The sequence below is a fragment of the Rathayibacter sp. VKM Ac-2879 genome, assembly GCF_015351245.1.
In the GTDB taxonomy this organism is placed as follows: Bacteria; Actinomycetota; Actinomycetes; order Actinomycetales; family Microbacteriaceae; genus Rathayibacter.
On the sequence record NZ_JADKSO010000001.1, the window covers coordinates 827079 to 848098 of the forward strand.

Consider the following 21020-nt stretch of genomic DNA (forward strand, 5'->3'; position numbering starts at 1 on the left):
CGCAGGCGCAGTCATGATGACCACGGCAGGTTAACGGACGGTGCCAGGCGTTTGAACAGTACTCGACCCGCATGCTCCTGCCGGGCATCCGGTAGGGGGACGGCCGGTGGATGGTTACCCTGGGGCAGTGGATTCAGGCTTGATCGTGCTTGTGTCGCTCGCGCTCGGTGTCGCCATCGGCATCGCCGCGACGATGGTGCTGATGCTTGCCGCCCGCCGTGGCCGCATCGCCTCCGAAGTGATCGCCGTCACCCTCCCGGAGGGGATCGACGCGATCATCGATGCCGTCGGCGCCCCGGCCTTCGTCACCGATCCGTCGCACAACGTGCTCAAGGCGTCCCAGCGGGCGCTGGCCCTCGGCCTCGTCCACCACAGCGTCATCGTGCACCCCGACCTCGTCGCCGTCGTTGAACGCGTCCGCCGCTTCGGGGACGACATCGAGCAAGACCTCGAGCTCTCGACGAGTCCCCTCTCGGACGCTGCGGTCACGCTCGTTGTGCGCGCCACCCGACTGGGCTCGCGCTTCGTCCTCGTCATCGCCGAAGACCACACCGAGGCACGCCGGCTGGAGGCGGTGCGACGCGACTTCGTCGCCAACATCTCGCACGAGCTCAAGACCCCGATCGGAGCCGTGGGCCTTCTCGCCGAGGCTCTCGACTCCGCCGCCGACGACTCCGTGCAGGTGCGCCGCTTCGCGCACCGCCTCACGCAGGAGTCGCACCGTCTCGCGAAGATCACCCGCGAGATCATCGAGCTCTCCCGCCTCCAGGCCACCGACGTCGGCGCCTCCGCGCAGGTGGTGCGGGTCGACGACATCGTCGCCTCCGCCCTCGAGACCACCCATGTCTTGGCGGAGTCGCACGACGTGACCCTGGTCAAGGGCGGGATGAAGAAGGCCTCTGTCGTCGGCCAGGAGAAGATGCTCGTCTCGGCGCTGCACAACCTGCTCGCGAACGCGATCCAGTATTCGCCCGCCGGCTCCCGCGTCGGTATCGGCGTCCGCGTGACGGGCGGCGTCGTCGAGATCGCCGTGACCGATCAGGGAATCGGCATTCCCGAGGAGGATCTCGATCGGGTCTTCGAACGGTTCTACCGTGTCGACCAAGCCCGCTCGCGCCACACCGGAGGCACCGGACTCGGTCTCAGCATCGTCAAGCACGCGGTGCAGAACCACGGAGGCGACGTGCGCGTCTGGTCCAAGCCCGGGCGGGGCTCCACCTTCACCATCCGACTCCCCGAAGCAGACCCAGACCGCCCGCCGTCTCCGGCAGCGGCCCCGATAGGAGAACACGCGTGACCAGCATCCTGCTCGTCGAGGACGAGAGCGCCCTCAGTGAGCCCCTCAGCTACCTGCTCGAGCGCGAAGGCTACGACGTGACCGTCGCCGAAGACGGCAACCGTGCCGTCGCCGCTTTCGACGAGGGCGCCTACGACCTGATCCTTCTCGACCTGATGCTGCCCGGCATGCCGGGGACCGAGGTGTGCCGCGAGATCCGCACCCGTTCCTCGGTGCCGATCATCATGGTCACCGCGAAGGACTCCGAGGTCGACATCGTGGTCGGCCTCGAGCTCGGTGCCGACGACTACGTCACCAAGCCCTACTCGACTCGTGAGCTGCTCGCACGCATCCGCGCGGTCCTCCGCCGCCACACAGAAGAGCCGGGGGAGGAGCGGATCGTCGTCGCCGGTCCCGTCCGCATGGACATCGAACGCCACACCGTCGAAGTCAACGGGGTCGAGACTCCGATGCCGCTCAAGGAGTTCGAGCTGCTCGAGATGCTCCTCCGCAACGCCGGTCGTGTCCTCACCCGCGGCCAGCTCATCGACCGCGTCTGGGGGAGCGACTACTTCGGCGACACGAAGACCCTCGACGTCCACGTGAAGCGCATTCGCTCGAAGATCGAGAAGACCCCCAAGGAGCCGACGCTCCTGGTCACCGTCCGCGGCCTCGGCTACCGCTTCGACGCCTGATCGCGACGCCTGGTCGGTGCGGCCCCTGCGCGAGCAGGCCGGGAGTGGCGGCTACTGCGCGGTGGTGGTCTCGGTGGGGGTGGGGACGGCGGTGGCCAAGGGAGTGGGGGCCAGGGTCGCCGTCGGGATCGTCGTGGGGAGGGGCGTGGGCGTCAGGGTCGAGTAGGCCTCGAGGCCGCTCGTGAGGACGGGGACGAGGAGTTCCTTGCCCTGCTGCGTGCCGTACTGGAAGTAGACGCGGAGGAGGCTGCCGGGGATCGTGTCGATGCCCGTCATCGTGACCGACTCGGTCTTCTCGGGGCCGATCTCGGTACGACCGGGCGCGACATCGACGTCGGAGGTCGTACGGCCGGAGGTGGATTCGTACTGGACCTCGAGGGTCTCGGTCTCGGAGCCGGAGTTCACGACCGTGACCACGAGGGCCCCGAGCTCTCCGTCGTCCGAGATGATCATCGCGTTGCGGATCGCCAGATCGCCGATCGTCGCTCCCACGCCGTCCGAGGGGTCGTAGCTCTTCAGCGTCGCCTGCGGAGCGACGAGGTTGCAGCCGGCGGTAGCGAGGGCGACGCCGACCGCGAGAACGACGGATGCAGCGATACGCGCCTTCACAGATTCCTCCAGATCGTGGGCCCCGCCCGCCCGGACAGGGCGGATCGACAGTGCTCGGGCCGGACTCCAGGCTAGCGTAGCGAGCGCCGAGTCCTGGCCCGGCGCCGACTGCCTCGCCGATGCCGCCCGTGGTAATCTGTGGGCCGCTGAAAGGACGTCGCATGCAGTTCGAGGTCGGTGAGACGGTCGTCTACCCCCATCACGGTGCCGCCACGATCGACGAGGTGAAGACCCGCACCATCAAGGGGGTCGAGAAGACCTACCTCAAGCTCCGCGTGGTGCAGGGCGACCTCGTGATCGAGGTCCCGGCCGACAACGTCGATCTCGTGGGCGTTCGCGACGTCATCGGGCAGGAGGGCCTCGATCGCGTGTTCGAGGTGTTGCGCGAGAGCGTCGTCGAGGAGCCGACCAACTGGTCACGGCGCTACAAGGCGAACCTCGAGAAGCTCGGCTCGGGCGATGTCATCAAGGTCTCCGAGGTCGTCCGCGATCTCACCCGCCGCGACCACGAGCGCGGTCTGTCCGCGGGCGAGAAGAGCATGCTCGCGAAGGCTCGGCAGATCCTCGTCTCCGAGCTCGCCCTCGCCGAGAAGACCGACGAGGAGAGCGCCGCTCTCGTGCTCGACAAGGTCCTCGCATCCTGAGTGACTCCGCGTCGGGTGGGCGGGAGTCGACCGGCTCATCGCCGCGGATCGGGGTCGTCGTCGTCGCCGCAGGCAGCGGCACGCGCCTCGGGGGGCCTCGACCGAAGGCTTTCGTCGAGTGCGCGGGCGTCACCATTCTTGAGCGCTCCCTCCGCACCGTTCTGAGTCTTCCCGAGGAGGTCCAGCCCGTGGTGGTGGTCCCCGCGGAGCTGATCGGCGAGACGGTCATGCTCGCCCTGTCGTCGGGCGCGCGTCCGGGCTCGGTGGCGGTGGTCGCGGGAGGCGCGACCCGTCAGGCCTCGGTCGCTTGCGGTCTCGCGGCGCTCGCGCCCACCGTCGACACGGTGCTCGTGCACGACGCCGCTCGGGCGCTCACGCCGAGGAGCCAGTTCGAGCGCGTGATCGCTGCGGTGCGCTCGACGGGGGGAGGGGCGGTCCCGGGCCTTCCCGTCACCGACACGATCAAGCGCATCGCCGAGGGCAGAACGATCGCCGAGACCGTCGACCGTTCGTTGCTCGCCGCCGTGCAGACCCCGCAGGGCTTCCCGCGCGCCGTGCTCGACGCGGCGTACGCGGCGGCCGAGGAGGAGTTCACCGACGACGCGGCACTGCTCGCCTCGCGCGGCACCCCCTCCCGACTTGTCGACGGCGACCCGCTCGCTTTCAAGATCACCACCCCGTGGGACCTCGAGCGGGCCGAACGACTGCTCGCGCCCGCTCCCACGGCACCGCGCGTGGGCATCGGCACCGACGTCCACGCCTTCGACGACGCGTCGCCGCTCTGGCTGGCGGGCCTGCACTGGCCGGGCGAGCGCGGCCTCTCCGGGCACAGCGACGGCGATCCCGTCGCCCACGCGATCTGCGACGCCCTGCTGGCCGCCGCCCAGCTCGGCGACATCGGCTCCCGCTTCGGCACCTCGGATCCTCGCTTCCGTGACGCCCACGGCGAGGTCTTCCTCCGGGCCACCCGTGAGCTCGTCGAGGCCGTGGGTTTCACGATCGGCAACGTCGCGGTGCAGCTCATCGGCAACCGTCCGATCTTCTCGCCCCGCCGAGAGGAGGCGCAGGCGCTGCTGTCCGAGATGCTCGGCGCTCCGGTGAGTGTGGCCGCGACGACGTCCGACGCGCTCGGCTTCACCGGCCGCGGCGAGGGTGTGGCCGCGACGGCGACGGCGATCCTCCTCCCCAGGCGCGTTCTCGGCGCGTGATCCCCAGCACGGGCTCTCCCGCCCGGCCGGCGGCGGCGCGCCCGGTAAACTCGCCCGCGTGACTCTGCGACTGCATGACTCGAAGGCTCAGGCCCTCGTCGATTTCGTCCCCCTCCACGAGAACGAGGTCGGGATGTACGTCTGCGGACCCACCGTGCAGTCCTCGCCCCACATCGGTCATCTCCGGTCGGCCCTCGCCTACGATCAGCTGCGCCGCTGGCTGCACTACCGCGGCTATCGAGTCACCCTGGTGCGCAACGTCACCGACATCGACGACAAGATCCTCGCGATCGCCGAGGAGGCGCAGCGCGCCGCGCCCGTCGGCGTCGCCTCCGAGCAGTGGTGGGCGCTGGCCTACCGGGTCGAGCTCGAGTTCACCGCCGCTTACACGGCGCTCGGCATCCTCCCGCCCACCTACGAGCCGAGGGCGACCGCGAGCATCGCCGAGATGATCTCGCTCGTGCAGCGCCTCATCGAACGCGGGCACGCTTATCCCGCTCCCGACGACTCCGGAGACGTCTACTTCGACACGCGCTCGTGGCCCGACTACGGCGCCCTCACCCATCAACGGCTCGAGAGCATGGAGGCGGCGACCGACGCCGATCCCCGGGGCAAGCGCGACCCGCACGACTTCGCCCTGTGGAAGGGGGCGAAGCCCCACGAGCCCGAGTCGGCCTCGTGGGCCTCGCCCTGGGGGCCCGGTCGTCCCGGCTGGCATATCGAGTGCTCCGCCATGTCGACGAAGTATCTCGGCACACAGTTCGACATCCACGGCGGCGGACTCGACCTGCGCTTCCCGCATCACGAGAACGAGCTGGCGCAGTCGAGCGCGGCGGGCCACGCCTTCGCGAGCTATTGGCTGCACAACGGGCTCGTCTCGGTGACGGGCCAGAAGATGAGCAAGTCGCTCGGCAACTCGGTGTTCGCCTCCGAGCTCCTCGATGCGGCGCGCCCCCTGGTCGTGCGCTACTACCTCGGCTCCGCGCACTACCGCTCGACGCTCGAGTTCCACGACGGCGCGCTCGACGAGGCCGAGGCCGCGCTCGAGCGGATCGAGGGCTTCCTCGACCGCTCGCGGCGCCGACTCGAGGGCACGCGTTTCGCCGCGCTCGGCGAGCCGGTAGTGCCGGAGGAGTTCGCCGAGGCGATGGACGACGACCTCTCGGTTCCCCAGGCCATCGGCGTCCTGCACGAGACGGTCCGCGCGGGCAACGCCGCCCTCGACGCCGAAGACCTCGGCTCGGTCTCGGCGCTGCGCACCCAGGTGCTGGCGATGGCGTCGGTGCTCGGCATCGATCCCGAGGCGCCCGAGTGGGCGCGGTCCGATGACGAGCCCTCCTACCGCGCGCTGAGCGCGCTGGTCGACCGCCTGGTCGCCGAACGTCAGAGTGCGCGCGAGCAGCGCGACTGGGCGAGCGCCGACCGCATCCGAACCGATCTCGCCGCGGCGGGAATCACGATCGACGACACCCCCACGGGTGCACATTGGAGTCTCGATGGCGAATAAGCCCGGCCGACCCGGAGCGGTCCGCAAGAAGAGCAAGGGCAAGGCCGTCGGTTCGGGCGGTCAGGGCAGGCAGGCCCTCGAGGGCAAGAAGCCGACGCCGAAAGCGGAGGATCGCCCGTACCACCCCGCGGGCAAGGCCAAGCTCGCGCGCGAACGCTTCGTCGCCGCCGGCGGCAAGGGCCGTCCGGGAGGCACGCTCGCGGCCGCCTCCCGCGGTCAGGGGCGTCCCTCTCCCTCCCGCAAGCCCAAGAGCGGCGACGAGTTCGAGATGGTGACCGGCCGGAACTCGGTCCTCGAGGCGCTCCGTGCGACGATCCCGGCGACGACCCTCTACATGGCGACCCGCATCGAGATGGACGACCGGGTCAAAGAGGCGCTCAAGATCGCCACGGCACGCGGACTGCCGGTCCTCGAGGTCATGCGTCCCGAGCTCGACAGGCTCGCCGGCCCCGATTCGGTGCACCAGGGACTGGTCCTCAAGGTGCCGCCGTACGAGTACGCCCACCCGAGCGACCTGCTCGAACGCAGCGTCTCCCGCGGAGCCTTGCCCCTCCTCGTCGCGCTCGATGGCATTACCGATCCACGCAACCTCGGTGCGATCATCCGCTCGGTCGCCGCTTTCGGCGGTCAGGGCGTCATCGTGCCGCAACGTCGTTCTGTCGGGCTCACGTCGGCTGCCTGGAAGACCTCGGCGGGGGCGGCCGCGCGCATCCCCGTCGCCATGGCGTCCAACCTCACGGCGATGATCAAGGACTACAAGCGCGAGGGCGTCTTCGTCATCGGTCTCGACGGCGACGGCGACGTCTCGCTACCGGGCCTCGAGCTGGCCGACCGCCCGCTCCTCATTGTCGTCGGCAGCGAGGGCAAAGGTCTCTCGCGTCTCGTCACCGAGCAGTGCGACGCGGTCGTCTCCATCCCGATCAGCTCGGCCACCGAGTCACTCAACGCCGGGATCGCCGCGTCGGTCGCGCTCTACGAGATCTCGAAGCTGCGCGCCACCGGCGAGTAGGCGCCGCGGAGGGGGGACGTCTCGAGTCGACGTTCCCCTCCGTTCTAGACGTTCTTCCGCCAGTCGATCTCGGCGTCCTCGTCAGTGAGCTCCGCATCGCCTGCCTCGTCGATGACGAGGTTGGGCAGCGTGAGCGCCTCGGTCGGAGGCGCGATCACCGTCGCCTCGTCCCGTCGGTGACGGAGGATGTCGTTCACATACGCCGTGACCGCCTCGGCGAGCGGGACGTCGCGGGCCTGCTGCTGCGACATGAACCACCGGTGCTCGAGCAGCTGGTGGAACATCTCAGCCGGCTCGAGCCGGCCCTTCAGCTCCCGGGGGATCGAGCGGATCACCGGCTCGAACACCTGCGCGAGCCACTCGTGCGCGACCATCTCCTCGTCGAGGTCCTGCTTGTCGTAGGTCGCCGTATACGAGTCGAGGTCGTTGAGGAGGCGTCTGGCCTGGTTCTCCTGCGCGTCCAGCCCGGTCAGACGCAGCAGGCGGCGCTGGTGGTGACCCGCGTCGACGACCTTGGGCTGGATCCTCACGGTCGAGCCGGCTTCGTCCGTCTTGATCGCCAGCTCTTCGATGTCGAACCCGAGCTCGTTGAGCCGGTTGACGCGTGCGTTGATCCGCCAGCGCTCCGATGTCGCGAACGACTCCGCACCGGTGAGCTCCTTCCACAGGCTCCGGTAGGCGGCGACGATGCCGTCGGAGACCGTGATCGGATCGAGGTCGTCGTCGATACGTCCGCCCGCCTCCAGGTCGAGCAGTTCGCCGGCGATGTTGACGCGCGCGATCTCGAGATCGTTCTCGCGCTGTCCGTTCGACAGACCGCCCGAGTAGAGCTGGCCGGTCTCGGCGTCGACCAGGTAGGCGGCGAACGCCCCGGCATCCCTTCGGAACAGGGTGTTGGAGAGCGAGACGTCGCCCCAGAAGAAGCCGATGACGTGCAGTCTCACGAGGAGAAGCGCGAGGGCGTCGACCAGCCGCGTGGCCGTGTCGGGCCGCAGCGTCTGCGAGAACAGCGCGCGGTAGGGGAGGGAGAACTTCAAGTGACGGGTCACCAGCACGGCCGGGAGGGCATCGCCTTCGTCATCGGTCCGGTTGGCGACGACGGCGCCGGGCTCGACGCACGGCACGTCGAGACGTTGCAGCGTCTTGAGCATCTCGTATTCGCGTCGCGCCATCTCGGCGGTGGTCTCCTTGACCGCGACGACATGCCCCGAGAGGTGGGCGAAGCGCACCGTGTGCCGCGAGATGCCCTTGGGGAGTGCGGCGATGTAGGCGTCGGGCCAGTCATCGAGCCGCAGAGTCCACGGCAGGTCGAGCAGAGCAGGGTCGACCGTGGCCGAGGTGATGTTCAGGGAGCCGGACATGGCGCGCCGTTCGTGTCGGGAGGCGGACGGTGAGAGGGGCGGAACGACCGCTGCCGCCGCCCTGGAAGGACGGCGGCAGCGTGCGCGTGGGCGACGGACCTCAGGAGAGGCGCTCGCCCGACTCTGCGTCGAAGATGTGCACGCGGTGGTTCGCGGTCACGAAGACGCGGTCGCCCGCCGCGGGGTGGACGCGACCGTCGACACGGGCGACGATGTCGGTGCGCCGGCCCTCGAGCTCGGTGTGGCCGTACAGGTAGCCGTCCGAGCCGAGTTCCTCGATGAGGTCGACCTCGATCGGCAGTCCGCCGGGCTGGCTCGAGACGGTGACGTCCTCGGGACGGACACCGAGCGTGACCACTTTCTGCGAGGTCTTCGCGAGCGCCTCCCGGGCGATCGGGAGGACGGTGTCGCCGAACTTCACACCGCCGTCGGTGACATCGGCGGGGAACAGGTTCATCGCGGGCGAGCCGATGAAGCCGGCGACGAACACGTTGTTCGGGTTCTCGTAGAGGTCGCGCGGCGTACCGACCTGCTGGAGCAGGCCGTCCTTGAGCACCGCGATACGGTCGCCCATGGTGAGCGCCTCGGTCTGGTCGTGGGTGACATAGACCGTGGTGATGCCCAGACGACGCTGGAGCGTGCCGATCTGCGTGCGGGTCTGGACGCGGAGCTTGGCGTCGAGGTTCGAGAGCGGCTCGTCCATGAGGAACACCTGGGGCTTGCGGACGATGGCGCGACCCATCGCGACGCGCTGCCGCTGACCGCCGGAGAGGGCCTTCGGCTTGCGGTTGAGGTAGGGCTCGAGGTCGAGCATCTTCGCGGCCTCGAGGACCCGCGCGGCCCGCTCGTCCTTGTTGATGCCGGCGATCTTGAGCGCGAAGCCCATGTTCTCAGCCACGGACATGTGCGGGTACAGCGCGTAATTCTGGAAGACCATCGCGATGTCGCGGTCCTTCGGCGGCACATCGGTGACGTTGCGGTCGCCGATGAGGATGCGCCCCTCGTTGACCTCTTCAAGGCCGGCGAGCATACGCAGGGAGGTCGACTTGCCGCAGCCGGAGGGGCCGACGAGGACGAGGAACTCGCCGTCTCCGACCTCGAGGTTGAGCTTGTCGACGGAGGCACGCGTGGCCCCGGGGTAGACGCGGGATGCGTGATCGTAAGTGACGGACGCCATGGTTCTTTCTCCTTCACCGGCAGGTACGTGCCGGACGATCCGAGTGAATGGAAGTGATGGTCATCATCGTGTGGGCGACAGCGACCAACCGTCCCATTATGCCACGCACCTCCCTCCGGGCTCCGGCCGCGACCCGAGGGTGAGGAGCGGCCCGCCTGCGCCTAACCGTCGTTTGGAGGTTTCCCAGGGCTCGCGCGTAGGATTCCGGCGAGTCGCGCCCCGGCGACGCACACTTTCCCCCTCTCTTTATTCGGAGCGTCCTTGTCATGACCAACGGCGGAGCCAATGACCGTCTCTCCAAGAATCAGCGTCGAGAGGCCGCCCGAGAGAAGGCGCGGCGACTCCGCGAGCAGCAGAAGCGCCGCGATCGCGCGGGTCGCATCGCCCTCCAGGGCGGGCTCGCCCTGCTGGTGATCGCGGTCGTCGCGGTGATCGCCTTCGCCGTCACCTCGAGCATCCGCCCGGCGGGACCCGGTCCCGCGAACATGGCCAGCGACGGCGTCGTGATCGGCGAGAACATGGTCGCGCAGACCGCGCCCGCCGTGGCCGCCGACAGCACGCCGACCCCGAGCGCCCTCGACACCACGAAGGGGACGGTCGACATCCGCGTGTACCTCGACTACCTCTGCCCGTACTGCGGCGAGTTCGAGAAGACCAACGGCAACCAGATCAAGGAGTGGGTGACGAGCGGTGCGGCCACGGTCGAGATCCACCCGATCTCCATCCTCACGACCCGCTCGAACGGCACCAAGTACTCGGAGCGGTCGGCGAACGCCGCTGCGTGCGTGGCGGATTCCGCGCCGAACTCGTTCTTCGACTTCAATGCGCTGCTCTTCGCCAACCAGCCGGCAGAGGGGACCAACGGCCTCTTGGACGACCAGCTCAAGCAGTACGCGGCGCAGGCGGGCGTCCAGGACACGGCGAAGGTCGACAGCTGCATCAGCGACGGGTCCTTCGTGAGCTGGGTGCGCGCGGCCACGGAGCGCGCCACCACGGGACCGCTGCCCGGCACGGACGTCCCGGCGGTGACGGGAACGCCCACGGTCCTCGTGAACGGCAAGGCCTACTCCGGCTCGCTTACCGACGCCGACGCGTTCAGCTCGTTCGTGCTCTCGGCCGCCGCTGACACCTACTCCTCGGGCTCGCCGACGCCGACGCCCAGCAGCTGACCTCGTCAGGGGCTGCTCGATGCCGCCCCGAACGCAGAGAACGCCCCGGACTCCAGTGGTCCGGGGCGTTCGTCGTCGCGGCGGGGAGGTGCCGGCGCATCAGTCTGCGAAGAAGAGGGAGCCGACGACGGGACTTGAACCCGTAACCGCCCGATTACAAGTCGGGTGCGCTACCAATTGCGCCACGTCGGCCTGTGCGTCGCCGCACTCGGTCAGCCTATCGTGGGCGTCGGAACGGCTCCGCCCGTGGGCCGACCGAGCATCAGGGCTCGAGGACGCTCAGGTGCCGGTGGGCCGGCGTCGGGCGTTTCGGACCGCCGATCTTGCCGTCGGGACGACCGACGTACAGCCAACCGAGCAGCTCTTCGCCCTTCTCGAGCCGGTGCGCCTTACGCACGGCCTTGGCGCGCGTGTAGGACCCCGTGCGCCAGAAGACGCCCCAGCCCGCCTCGTCGAGGAGAAGACTCAGCAGGTGGGCCACCCCGGAGGCGACCGCCTCCTGCTCCCAGGCCGGCACGCTCGACTTCTTCACGCTCACCACGACAGCGAGCAGGAGGGAGGCGCGGTGCGTCTTCTCGATGTACTTGCGCGGGTCCTTCTTCGACCCGGAGGCGGCAGCGAAACTGCGTCCGATCCGGTCGCGAGCCGCGCCCCGGATCTCGATCACGCGCCAGGGCCGGAGGGAGCTGTGGTCGGCGAGACGCGAGGCGGCGGAGACGTAGTTCGCGATCTCTTCGTGGCTGGGCGCCTCCGCGGTGACTTTCGAGCGTGAACGGCGGGCGAGGACGGCTTCGAGGACGGGGGACGGCGAGGCCGCCGCGTGGGCGCTCACTCGCCGTCGGCCTGGAAGCTCAGGGCGATCGAGTTCATGCAGTAGCGGTCGCCCGTAGGCGTGCCGAAGCCGTCGGGGAAGACGTGACCCAGGTGCGAGCCGCAGTTGGCGCAGCGGACCTCGGTGCGCACCATGCCGAGGGTGCTGTCCTCGATGAGCTGGACGGCGTCGGGGTTCACCGACTCGTAGAAGCTCGGCCAGCCGCAGCCTGAGTCGAACTTGGTGCCGCTCTTGAACAGCTCGGCGTTGCAGGCCGCGCACGTGTAGAGGCCGGAGCGGTGCTCGTCGAGCAGCTCGCCGGTCCACGGTCGCTCAGTGGCGGCCTCGCGCAGGACCGCGTACTGCTCGCGGTCGAGCTCCTCGCGCCACTCGGCGTCTGTCTTGTTCACGGAATACGACGACATGGGTCTCCCTAGGAATCCTGGCCAGTTTACGGGGGAGCGGCCTCCCGCCTCTGTGTGCTTAAACTCCTCTCCGTGCAGCCACATTCCGTCCTCTCCCGGTCGTGGGGAGAACTCTCGACGGTCGACGTCTACTCCTTCGCTCGCCTGCGCTCCGAGGTGTTCCTCCGAGAACAGAAGGTCGACGACCTCGAGTTCGACGGCCGGGATCTGGAGCCGACGGCCCGACACTGGTGGGTCGCCGACGAGCAGGGCATGGCCGCCTACCTCCGCACACTGGTCGACGAGCGACCCGAGCACCTCGACGCCCGCCGTGTCGTGGGGAGGGTCGTCACCCGCGTCGATCGCCGCGGCGAAGGCTTGGCGCACCTGCTGCTGCAGGCGGTGCTCGCCCGGTACGGCGGCGAGGCCCTGTTGCTGCACGCGCAGGTCCGCGTGGCAGGGCTCTACGAGCGCTCGGGTTTCGTGGCATTCGGCGACGAGTACGTCGAGGCGGGAATCCCTCACGTGAGCATGTACCGGAGCGCCTCCACAGCCTCCGATGCCGCGCTGCCTACCCTCAGGGGATGAGCACGACGACCGACACCGAGCGGGGCAGCGACACACCTCTCTCCGAGCGGGACCGCCGCGTCCTCGACTTCGAGCGGGAGTGGACGGCGCGCAACAGAGACAAGGACGACGCCATCCGTGCCCAGTTCGGCCTGTCGACGGCCCGCTACTATCAGGTGCTCAGCGCAGTGCTCGCCTCACCGGCCGCCCTCGCGCACGATCCGATGCTCGTCTCACGCCTGCGGCGCATCCGCGACGGTCGCGCCGGCGCCCGCGCTGCGCGGCGCCTCGGGCGCCTCGACGAGACGACACCCTCGAGCCCCCCAACGGAAGGCCGGCCGCACCCGCGATGACGAACACGCACCCGAGAGACCGCTTCGACGAGCTTTCGGCGATCGAGGGTCGCGTCGGCGCCCATCGGCGCCCACCTGCCCGCTACTCCCGCCTCATCGCCTTCGCCTGGGCGGCGCTCGCGACGGGGGTGATCGTCCTCCTGGGCTTCATCGGGCTGCTGGTCATCGACGATCGGGTCGAGTTCAACGACGTGTTCACCCCTCCCTCGAGCGCGCCCGAGACGTCGCAGTCGGCCACGGTCGCGCCCACCGTCGACCCCGCGGCGAGCGTGGCCGTGCTCAACGGCACGGCAACCGTCGGGCTCGCGGCCCGTGCGGGCGACGTCCTCACCGCCGCGGGCTGGACGGTGCCCACCGTGACCAACGCCAACACCGAGGACGAGGCCGTCACCACGATCTACTACTCGGACTCGTCGCTCGAAGGGGCGGCGCGAGGACTCGCACAGACCCTCGGAGTCGGCACGCTCTCGCAGACGCAGGACTTCGTCGAGACGGGTCCGTTGGTCGTCGTTCTGGGAGCCGACTTCCCGACCGGATAGACGGCTCGTCGTCGTGGGGGTGGCCGAGAGGGGCCCTCTGTTTCGGCAAGGTTTCGTCCGTGTTGAATCCCGGGCAACTCTGCCCGCTGGAGGCCGTCCTGGCCGTTCTGGCGCCCGTCTGCTCGCATAGGATTCCGAACCAGGCACTAGCACATCGCTCGTGCCGCGGGCAGCACAGCACTGGGGAGTACAGACATGGCGAACGGAACCGTCAAGTGGTTCAACGCTGAGAAGGGCTACGGCTTCATCACGGTCGACGGCGGCGGGCAGGACGTGTTCGTCCACTACTCCGCCATCGACATGACGGGCTACAAGGTCCTCGAGGAGGGGCAGCAGGTCGCGTTCGAGGTCGGCACCGGTTCCAAGGGGCCGCAGGCCGAATCGGTGCGTCCGGTCTAGACCTCGACAGCCTTCGGGAGCCGTCGTCCGCCTCGTGCGGACGGCGGCTCCTTCTGTTGCGCGAGGGTCGTTCGTCGCTTGCACTCGTCACCGGTGAGTGCCAGAATCGCTCTTGGCACTCGCTCCAGTCGAGTGCCAGCACAGAAACTTCACGACGTCCGGGAGGGACGAGAAACACACATGGCCAAGATCATTGCTTTTGACGAAGAAGCCCGCCGCGGCCTCGAGCGTGGACTCAACACTCTGGCCGACGCGGTCAAGGTGACCCTCGGCCCGCGTGGCCGCAACGTCGTCCTCGAGAAGAAGTGGGGCGCCCCCACCATCACGAACGACGGCGTCTCGATCGCCAAGGAGATCGAGCTCGACGAGCCGTACGAGAAGATCGGCGCCGAGCTGGTCAAGGAGGTCGCCAAGAAGACCGACGACGTCGCCGGAGACGGCACCACCACCGCCACCGTCCTCGCCCAGGCACTCGTCCGCGAGGGCCTGCGCAACGTCGCGGCCGGCGCCGACCCGATCAGCCTCAAGAAGGGCATCGAGAAGGCCGTCAAGGCCGTCACCGCCGAGCTCATCGCCGGCGCGAAGGCCATCGAGACCAAGGAGGAGATCGCGGCGACCGCCTCCATCTCTGCCGCGGACCCCGAGATCGGCGCGATCATCGCCGAGGCCATCGACAAGGTCGGCAAGGAGGGTGTCGTCACCGTCGAGGAGTCGAACACCTTCGGCACTGAGCTCGAGCTCACTGAGGGCATGCGCTTCGACAAGGGCTACCTGTCGCAGTACTTCGTGACCGACCCCGACCGCCAGGAGGCGGTCTTCGAGGACCCCTACATCCTCATCGTCAACTCGAAGGTCTCGAACATCAAGGACCTCCTCCCCATCGTCGACAAGGTGATCCAGGCGGGCAAGCAGCTGCTCATCATCGCCGAGGACGTCGACGGCGAGGCTCTGGCGACCCTGGTCGTCAACAAGATCCGCGGCATCTTCAAGTCGGTCGCCGTCAAGGCCCCCGGCTTCGGCGACCGCCGCAAGGCGCAGCTCCAGGACATCGCGATCCTCACCGGCGGTCAGGTCATCTCTGAGGAGGTCGGTCTCAAGCTCGAGAACGTCACCCTCGACCTGCTCGGCTCGGCTCGCAAGGTCGTCATCACCAAGGACGAGACCACGATCGTCGACGGTGCCGGCGACGCCGAGGCCATCGCCGGTCGCGTTGCGCAGATCCGCGGCGAGATTGAGAACACCGACAGCGACTACGACCGCGAGAAGCTCCAGGAGCGCCTCGCGAAGCTCGCCGGTGGCGTCGCCGTCATCAAGGCGGGCGCGGCAACGGAGGTCGAGCTCAAGGAGCGCAAGCACCGCATCGAGGACGCCGTTCGCAACGCGAAGGCCGCCGTCGAGGAGGGCATCGTCGCCGGTGGTGGTGTCGCACTCATCCAGGCCGGCAAGCTCGCGTTCGAGAAGCTCCAGCTCACCGGTGACGAGGCGACCGGAGCGAACATCGTCAAGGTTGCGATCGACGCGCCGCTCAAGCAGATCGCGCTCAATGCCGGTCTCGAGCCCGGTGTCGTCGCTGCCAAGGTCCGCGAGCTCCCGACTGGCCACGGCCTGAACGCCGCGACCGGAGAGTACGTCGACCTTATTGCCGCGGGCATCATCGACCCCGTCAAGGTCACGCGCTCCGCTCTGCAGAACGCGGCGTCGATCGCCGGCCTCTTCCTCACGACCGAGGCCGTCGTCGCCGACAAGCCCGAGAAGAACCCGGTCGCCGGCGGTGGCGACCCCACGGGTGGCATGGACTTCTAAGTCCCGCTCCCCCAGACGGAAAGGCGGCTCCCCTGCGGGGAGCCGCCTTTCCGTCGTCTGGGGGGCGTGAGCACCGGTCGCGTCCCTTGCGAGCCGAAGCGCCGAGCGCCCGCGAGCCTCCCGGGGCGCGAAGAGGACTGTCAGACGGAGGCGGGAGACGTCTCGCCGTGGGGGCCGACTGTGAGCAGCGGGAGGGCGACGCGGAACGTCGCGCCGCCTCCAGGAGTTTCGACGACATCGACGCGGCCCTTGTGCGCGCTCACGATCGAGGAGACGATCGCGAGTCCGAGCCCGCTGCCTCCGGTCTCGCGCGTGCGAGACGTGTCGGCCCGCCAGAAGCGCTGGAAGATCTTCTCCCGGATCTGCGGCGGGATGCCGTCCCCGTGGTCGATCACTTCGAGCAGGGCGAGGCGACGCGAACGGTCGACCGCGACTCCGATCTCGATAGGGGTGTCGTCAGGTGTGTAGCGGACAGCGTTGCCGATCAGGTTCGTCAACACCTGGCGGATCTTGTTCTCCTCGGCCATGACCATCGCCGGCACGCCGGGCTCCTCAGGTGCGGAGGCGGCGGTGCCCGCTGCGATCTCCTCGGCCTTCACCCGACGCGGGCGTCGACGGAAACGCGACAAGCGGGCACCAGCCGCCGCGATCGGCCCGGTCAGACCGGGGGAGAGCTCCATGGTCTGGGTGGCGGAGCCGCCGGGCTCGTCGGCCTCGAGCGCCGGAGTCTCGAGGGGAGTGTCGTCGCGCGTCTCGACGCCGAAGTCACGGTCGGGCCAGGACGCCATGGCGTCCATCGCAGCGTCGCGCGCCAGCGGCATCAGGTCGACAGGAGCGAGAGCGAGCGGCTTGGTCTCGTCGAGACGGGCGAGCTCGAGGAGATCCTCGACGAGACCGCCCATGCGGATCGCCTCCTTCTCGATGCGCTCCATCGCTTGGCCGACCGCCTCCGGCGTCTGCAGCGCGCCCATCCGGTAGAGCTCTGCGTAGCCGCGCACCGAGACAAGCGGCGTGCGCAGCTCGTGGCTGGCGTCGCCGACGAACCGGCGCATCTGCTCGATCGTGCGCGCGCGGTCGCGGAACGCCGTGTCGATCCTCCCCAGCATCGCGTTGAGCGAGCGGTTCAGGCGGCCGACCTCGGTGTTCGGCGTGGTTCCGCCGAGGCGTTGGCTGAAGTCGCCGTCCGCGATAGCGGCGGCCGTCTGCTCGACCTCACGGAGCGGAGCGAAGGTGGTCGTCACGAGCAACCGCGTGAGCAGGGCGCCGATCACGACGATCGCGACACCGAAGCCGAGGAAGATCGTGAGATACAGCGTCATGAAGACGTCGACGCTGCGGGTGGATGTTGCGAGCAACAGTGTCCGGACGTCGCTGCCGCGCGAGTAGACCGTCGAGACCATGCGGTACTCGACCCGGCCGTTGACGCTCATGACCGTCGTCACGCTGTCGGAGCGGTCGAGAGCCTGCTCGATGGTGAACGTCGAGGGGAAGTCGGGATCGCTAGGGCCGGTCGCATTCTTCGCTGCGAGTATGTCGCTGGAGTCGTAGATGGCTCCGTAGTACACCTCGGAGCCGGACATCGTGGAGCCGGCGTCGACGGCAAGATCGCTCGCGACCTTCTGGACCTGGTCCTTCAGTGTCGAGTCGAGTTGCGCGACGAGCTGGGGCTTCAGCATCGTCATGGTGCCGATGCCGGATATGAGCAGGCCGAGGGTCAACAGGAGGACCGTGACGGCGGTGATCTTGGTACGCAGTGAGATGGAGTTCCACCGCTCGGCCAGACCCTGGTGCATGGCGGTGGAACTCCCTCGGGATCGGCGGCGTTGCCTCCTCTTGGAGGCGGAGGCTGACGTCGAGGCGGCGGGGGATGGCCCCGTCGGTCGCGGAGGTCAGGCCTTCGCGACCTTCAACATGTATCCGAATCCTCGCTTGGTCTGGATGAGCGATTCCTCCGAATGCGTGTCGAGCTTACGGCGCAGGTAGGAGATGTAGGACTCGACGATGCCGGCATCGCCGTTGAAGTCGTACTCCCACACGTGGTCGAGGATCTGCGCCTTGCTCAGCACGCGGTTGGGATTGAGCATGAGGTAGCGCAGCAGCTTGAACTCGGTCGGGCTGAGCTCGACGGGCTCGTCGCCGACCAGCACCTCGTGGGTGTCCTGGTCCATGGTGAGCTCGCCGGCGCGGATGACCGCATCCTCCTCGGCGTGCATCGTGCGACGGAGAATCGCTTTGATGCGTGCGACGATCTCGTCGAGGCTGAACGGCTTGGTCACGTAGTCGTCGCCGCCGACGGTCAGGCCGGTGATCTTGTCCTCGGTGTCGTCCTTCGCCGTGAGGAAGAGGATCGGCGAGGTGTACCCGGCCGAACGGAGGCGCTTGGTCACGCCGAAGCCGTTCATGTCGGGCAGCATCACATCGAGGATGATGAGGTCCGGCTCCTCCTCGAGGACCGCCGAGATCGCCTGCGCTCCGTTGCCGACCGCGCGCACGGCGAAGCCGGCAAAGCGGAGGCTGGTGGTGAGCAGGTCGCGGATGTTGGGCTCGTCGTCGACGATGAGAATGCGGGGTCCGTCCATGCAGGACAGTATCTGGCCGTTGACTGTACGTAATCTGGGAGCGAAGTGGCCGCCTCCAGAGCGCTTGTGCCCAGCGCCGAGCGATCACCTCAGGAGGCGCGGCGCCGTCGCACCCCGACGATCAGCATCGCGATCATCATCAGGAACGCGATCGGCAGGCCGACGAGCGGAAGCGCGAAGACGAACTGCCAGAGCGGGCCGCTGTACTGGTGGACGCCCACTGTGGGAGCGAGCAGGATCGCGAGGAACGCGAGCACCGTGACGATGATGATGGCGACGAACATAAAGGCGAGGGTGCGCTCCGCGCGTGAGATGCCCGCCGGCTCCTGTGGCTTCACGGGTCAAGGATAGGGCCGGGCCGGTCGTCTAAACTGATGGCTGCTTCATTTTCAGGAGGGGTCCGCATGCCTACCGGCAAGGTCAAGTTCTACGACGAGGAAAAAGGCTTCGGCTTCATCAGCACGGATGACGGCCAGGAGGTCTTCCTGCACGCGTCTGCGCTGCCCTCGGGGACCACGGTCAAGGCGGGCTCGCGACTCGAGTTCGGCATCGCCGACGGCAAGCGCGGTGCCCAGGCCCTCTCGGCTCGCGTGATCGACGCGCCTCCGAGCATGGTCAAGCTCAACCGCAAGTCGGCCGACGACATGTCGGTCATCGTGGAGGACACGGTGAAGCTGCTCGACGGCATCGGCACCGGGCTCAAGCGAGGCCGCTATCCCGACAAGGCGCACGGCAAGACGATCGCTGCGCTGTTGCGCCGGGTTGCGGACGAGCTGGATGCCTGACGCCGACGAGCCGATCGGGGGCGCGATCCCCGAGCCGATCGAGGCCGCTGCCGAGCCTGGCATCGATCCGGAAGAGACGGAAAGGCCGGATGGCGAGCCTTTGGCGGCCGGGCGCCCCGAAACGTCCGACCCCGAGCCGAGCTTCGAGCTCGACGCGGTGCTCGCGGCGTCCGAAGATCGGGCGCGGGCGGCGCTCGCGGAGATCACGCCTGTCGAGACGATCGGCGAGTTCGTCGGCGCCCTCGCCCAGGGGCAGCACGTGGCGTCGTTGCAGTTCGCCAATCGGATGCGGGGCTATCCCGGCTGGCTGTGGACGGCCACCCTCTCGAGGATCGACGAGTCCGAAGACGTGACCGTGCTCGAGGTCGAGCTGCTCCCGGGCGAAGGCTCTGTGCTCGCGCCGGACTGGGTGCCCTGGTCGGTGCGGCTCGCGGACTACCGTGCCGCACAGGACGACGGCGACGAGGACGACGACGCGATCGACGAGGACGACGACGATGCGGTCGACGAAGACGCGGTCGACGAGCTTGGCGACGAGCCCGACGACGAGGACGAGCCCGAGGACGAGCCCGAGGACGAGTTCGAGGACGACTCGGGCGACGAGGGTTCGGACGAGGACGAGTCGGACGAGCTCGACGACCCGGAGGATGACGAGTCCGACGACGAGCCGGCGCGCACCGCGCCTCCTCGCCGCGCACGACGCCGCCGACGCTGACACGCGAGGGCGACGACCCTCTACTTGCGGTTGCGGCTGTAAAAGAGGCCGATCGTGCCGAGCACGAGCCCGATGACGACGGTCGAGAGCACGACCGACGGCACCTCGACTCCCGTCGTCGTTGCCACGAGGGCGATGACGAGGGCGAGCGCCCACGCGATGCAGCCGACCAAGAGAGCGGCCGCATCGTCGCTCGGAAAGGGCGGCGGGCTCGGCCGCCGCTCGTCCTCGTTCAGCCAGAGCCGCACGGGGGATCTCAGACGGCCAGTCGCTCGACGATGTAGTCGATGCACGCGAGCAGCGAACGCACGTCATCGGGCTCGATCGCGACGAACGTCGCCACGCGCAACTGGTTGCGACCGAGCTTGCGGTACGGCTCCGTGTCGACGATGCCGTTCGCGCGGAGGATCTTCGCCACGAGTGCCGCATCGATCGACGCGTCGAAGTCGACGGTCACGACGACCTGGGAGCGGTGCTCAGGTGCCTCTACGAACGGCGTGGCGATCGAGGAGGCCTCAGCCCAGTCATAGATCGCGGAGGAGGACTCGGCGGTGCGCGCCGACGCCCACGCCAGGCCACCCGAGGTGTCCATCCACTCCAGCTGCGACTCCATCAGAAGGAGGGTCGACAGCGCCGGCGTGTTCAGCGTCTGCTCAAGGCGCGAATTGTCGACCGCGTTGGCAAGGCTCAGGAACTCGGGAATGTAGCGGCCACTGGCCGCGATCCGCTCGACGCGCTCGAGTGCCGCGGGGGAGAAGATGCCGAACCACAGGCCGCCGTCCGACGCGAAGTTCTTCTGCGGGGCGAAGTAGTAGACATCCGATTCCGAGACATCGACGTCGATGCCTCCTGCGGCGCTCGTCGCATCGATGACGGTCAGCGCGCCGTCGTCGCCGTGGACACGCGCAACAGGAGCCATCACTCCGGTCGAGGTCTCGTTGTGCGGCCAGGCGTAGACATCGATGCCCTCGAGGATCTCGACCTCGCTGCGCGAGCCCGCGGGCGCCGTGACGACGTGCGGCGGCTCGAGGAACGGAGCGGACGCGGCCTTCGCGAACTTCTGCCCGAACTCGCCGAAGGTCAGGTTCTCGGCGCGACGCTCGATGAGCGAGAAGGCGGCTGCGTCCCAGAACGCGGTGGAGCCTCCATTGCCCAGGACGACCTCGTAGCCCTCGGGGAGACGGAAGAGGGTCGCGAGCTGCTCGCGCACGCGGGCGACGAGGTTCTTGACCGGCGCTTGCCGGTGGGAGGTTCCCAGGAGGTGGGCGCCCGCGGTGGCGAGGTGGGCGAGCTGGTCGTGGCGCACCTTGGACGGGCCGCAGCCGAACCGCCCGTCGTGGGGGAGAAGCTCGCGAGGAATGGTGAGGTCCGGCATGCGTTAATACTAGGGTTCCCGGCCCGCACACTCCT

At 68.7% G+C, this 21020-nt stretch carries 24 protein-coding genes and 1 tRNA gene; 14 read left to right on the forward strand and 11 right to left on the reverse strand.

Annotated features, from left to right (window positions below; translation table 11 throughout):
- Positions 1 to 127 precede the first annotated feature (127 nt).
- Entirely contained in the window at positions 128 to 1297 is a 1170-nt protein-coding gene (locus ITJ45_RS04075; RefSeq protein WP_194607518.1) for a sensor histidine kinase, read from the forward strand.
- Positions 1294 to 1971 carry a response regulator gene (locus ITJ45_RS04080; RefSeq protein ID WP_194607519.1) on the forward strand — a complete coding sequence of 226 codons (678 nt, stop codon included), beginning with the start codon at positions 1294 to 1296 and terminating at the stop codon, positions 1969 to 1971. Before ITJ45_RS04075 ends, ITJ45_RS04080 begins: the two co-directional genes overlap by 4 nt.
- Before the next feature lie 51 nt (positions 1972 to 2022).
- Here the strand turns inward: ITJ45_RS04080 and ITJ45_RS04085 are convergent, their stop codons facing one another.
- Positions 2023 to 2580 (reverse strand): hypothetical protein, encoded by a 558-nt coding sequence (locus ITJ45_RS04085; RefSeq protein ID WP_194607520.1) that lies wholly within the window; start codon positions 2578 to 2580, stop codon positions 2023 to 2025.
- A 161-nt stretch (positions 2581 to 2741) separates the two neighbouring features.
- Here ITJ45_RS04085 and ITJ45_RS04090 point away from each other — a divergent pair, with 161 nt between their 5' ends.
- Genes ITJ45_RS04090 through rlmB form a run of 4 tightly spaced genes read left to right on the forward strand, consistent with a single transcriptional unit; the run spans position 2742 to position 6948 of the window.
- A complete protein-coding gene (locus ITJ45_RS04090) occupies positions 2742 to 3224 on the forward strand; it encodes a CarD family transcriptional regulator (RefSeq protein ID WP_194607521.1) in 483 nt (160 codons plus the stop codon).
- Positions 3218 to 4432: a 2-C-methyl-D-erythritol 4-phosphate cytidylyltransferase gene (gene ispD / locus ITJ45_RS04095; RefSeq protein WP_194607744.1), complete on the forward strand. Its 1215-nt coding sequence runs from the start codon at positions 3218 to 3220 to the stop codon at positions 4430 to 4432. The genes ITJ45_RS04090 and ispD overlap by 7 nt, the downstream gene beginning before the upstream one ends.
- A gap of 58 nt (positions 4433 to 4490) precedes the next feature.
- The gene (cysS, locus tag ITJ45_RS04100; protein WP_194607522.1) at positions 4491 to 5939 is read left to right on the forward strand and encodes a cysteine--tRNA ligase; all 1449 of its coding nucleotides are present in this window, start codon (positions 4491 to 4493) and stop codon (positions 5937 to 5939) included.
- The gene (gene rlmB, locus ITJ45_RS04105) at positions 5929 to 6948 is read left to right on the forward strand and encodes a 23S rRNA (guanosine(2251)-2'-O)-methyltransferase RlmB (protein ID WP_194607523.1); all 1020 of its coding nucleotides are present in this window, start codon (positions 5929 to 5931) and stop codon (positions 6946 to 6948) included. The genes cysS and rlmB overlap by 11 nt, the downstream gene beginning before the upstream one ends.
- 44 nt (positions 6949 to 6992) lie before the next feature.
- Here rlmB and ITJ45_RS04110 read toward each other — a convergent pair whose 3' ends face one another.
- The gene (locus ITJ45_RS04110) at positions 6993 to 8309 is read right to left on the reverse strand and encodes a DUF4032 domain-containing protein (protein ID WP_194607524.1); all 1317 of its coding nucleotides are present in this window, start codon (positions 8307 to 8309) and stop codon (positions 6993 to 6995) included.
- A 100-nt stretch (positions 8310 to 8409) separates the two neighbouring features.
- On the reverse strand, positions 8410 to 9486 hold the full coding sequence (locus ITJ45_RS04115; RefSeq protein WP_194607525.1) for an ABC transporter ATP-binding protein: 1077 nt from the start codon (positions 9484 to 9486) through the stop codon (positions 8410 to 8412).
- Between the two features lie 266 nt (positions 9487 to 9752).
- Here ITJ45_RS04115 and ITJ45_RS04120 point away from each other — a divergent pair, with 266 nt between their 5' ends.
- Positions 9753 to 10655, forward strand: coding sequence for a DsbA family protein (locus ITJ45_RS04120; RefSeq protein ID WP_194607526.1), 903 nt, complete (start codon positions 9753 to 9755; stop codon positions 10653 to 10655).
- A gap of 119 nt (positions 10656 to 10774) precedes the next feature.
- Here the strand turns inward: ITJ45_RS04120 and ITJ45_RS04125 are convergent.
- The 3 genes from ITJ45_RS04125 to msrB all read right to left on the reverse strand — a co-directional run bounded on the left by ITJ45_RS04125 (position 10775) and on the right by msrB (position 11891).
- Positions 10775 to 10847 (reverse strand) — tRNA-Thr (locus tag ITJ45_RS04125).
- Between the two features lie 70 nt (positions 10848 to 10917).
- Positions 10918 to 11487, reverse strand: coding sequence for a nitroreductase family protein (locus ITJ45_RS04130; RefSeq protein ID WP_194607527.1), 570 nt, complete (start codon positions 11485 to 11487; stop codon positions 10918 to 10920).
- Entirely contained in the window at positions 11484 to 11891 is a 408-nt protein-coding gene (gene msrB / locus ITJ45_RS04135; RefSeq protein ID WP_194607528.1) for a peptide-methionine (R)-S-oxide reductase MsrB, read from the reverse strand. Before msrB ends, ITJ45_RS04130 begins: the two co-directional genes overlap by 4 nt.
- A 72-nt stretch (positions 11892 to 11963) precedes the next feature.
- Here msrB and ITJ45_RS04140 point away from each other — a divergent pair, with 72 nt between their 5' ends.
- From ITJ45_RS04140 to groL, 5 genes are all read left to right on the forward strand, one after another.
- Positions 11964 to 12458, forward strand: a complete 495-nt coding sequence (locus tag ITJ45_RS04140; RefSeq protein WP_194607529.1) for a GNAT family N-acetyltransferase — start codon at positions 11964 to 11966, stop codon at positions 12456 to 12458.
- Positions 12455 to 12790 carry a DUF3263 domain-containing protein gene (locus ITJ45_RS04145; protein WP_194607530.1) on the forward strand — a complete coding sequence of 112 codons (336 nt, stop codon included), beginning with the start codon at positions 12455 to 12457 and terminating at the stop codon, positions 12788 to 12790. Before ITJ45_RS04140 ends, ITJ45_RS04145 begins: the two co-directional genes overlap by 4 nt.
- Positions 12787 to 13329, forward strand: coding sequence for a LytR C-terminal domain-containing protein (locus ITJ45_RS04150; RefSeq protein WP_194607531.1), 543 nt, complete (start codon positions 12787 to 12789; stop codon positions 13327 to 13329). Before ITJ45_RS04145 ends, ITJ45_RS04150 begins: the two co-directional genes overlap by 4 nt.
- Positions 13330 to 13524: 195 nt before the next feature.
- Positions 13525 to 13728 (forward strand): cold-shock protein, encoded by a 204-nt coding sequence (locus ITJ45_RS04155; RefSeq protein ID WP_194607532.1) that lies wholly within the window; start codon positions 13525 to 13527, stop codon positions 13726 to 13728.
- A gap of 180 nt (positions 13729 to 13908) precedes the next feature.
- The gene (gene groL, locus ITJ45_RS04160) at positions 13909 to 15531 is read left to right on the forward strand and encodes a chaperonin GroEL (protein WP_194607533.1); all 1623 of its coding nucleotides are present in this window, start codon (positions 13909 to 13911) and stop codon (positions 15529 to 15531) included.
- A gap of 140 nt (positions 15532 to 15671) precedes the next feature.
- Here groL and ITJ45_RS04165 read toward each other — a convergent pair whose 3' ends face one another.
- The 3 genes from ITJ45_RS04165 to ITJ45_RS04175 form a co-directional block, all read right to left on the reverse strand.
- The gene (locus tag ITJ45_RS04165; RefSeq protein ID WP_194607534.1) at positions 15672 to 17324 is read right to left on the reverse strand and encodes a sensor histidine kinase; all 1653 of its coding nucleotides are present in this window, start codon (positions 17322 to 17324) and stop codon (positions 15672 to 15674) included.
- A 96-nt stretch (positions 17325 to 17420) separates the two neighbouring features.
- Positions 17421 to 18110: a response regulator transcription factor gene (locus ITJ45_RS04170; RefSeq protein ID WP_055787731.1), complete on the reverse strand. Its 690-nt coding sequence runs from the start codon at positions 18108 to 18110 to the stop codon at positions 17421 to 17423.
- 89 nt (positions 18111 to 18199) lie between these two features.
- Complete coding sequence (locus ITJ45_RS04175; protein ID WP_323742847.1) at positions 18200 to 18448, reverse strand: hypothetical protein; 249 nt, start codon at positions 18446 to 18448, stop codon at positions 18200 to 18202.
- 66 nt (positions 18449 to 18514) lie between these two features.
- On the opposite strand from ITJ45_RS04175, the gene ITJ45_RS04180 reads away from it, so the two are divergent.
- Positions 18515 to 18895 (forward strand): cold-shock protein, encoded by a 381-nt coding sequence (locus tag ITJ45_RS04180; RefSeq protein ID WP_194607535.1) that lies wholly within the window; start codon positions 18515 to 18517, stop codon positions 18893 to 18895.
- Positions 18888 to 19610, forward strand: a complete 723-nt coding sequence (locus ITJ45_RS04185; protein ID WP_194607536.1) for a DUF3027 domain-containing protein — start codon at positions 18888 to 18890, stop codon at positions 19608 to 19610. The genes ITJ45_RS04180 and ITJ45_RS04185 overlap by 8 nt, the downstream gene beginning before the upstream one ends.
- Positions 19611 to 19630: 20 nt before the next feature.
- Here ITJ45_RS04185 and ITJ45_RS04190 read toward each other — a convergent pair whose 3' ends face one another.
- The gene (locus ITJ45_RS04190; protein ID WP_194607537.1) at positions 19631 to 19858 is read right to left on the reverse strand and encodes a DUF2530 domain-containing protein; all 228 of its coding nucleotides are present in this window, start codon (positions 19856 to 19858) and stop codon (positions 19631 to 19633) included.
- Positions 19859 to 19866: 8 nt separating this feature from the next.
- A complete protein-coding gene (serC, locus tag ITJ45_RS04195; protein ID WP_194607538.1) occupies positions 19867 to 20985 on the reverse strand; it encodes a phosphoserine transaminase in 1119 nt (372 codons plus the stop codon).
- Between the last annotated feature and the right edge of the window lie 35 nt (positions 20986 to 21020).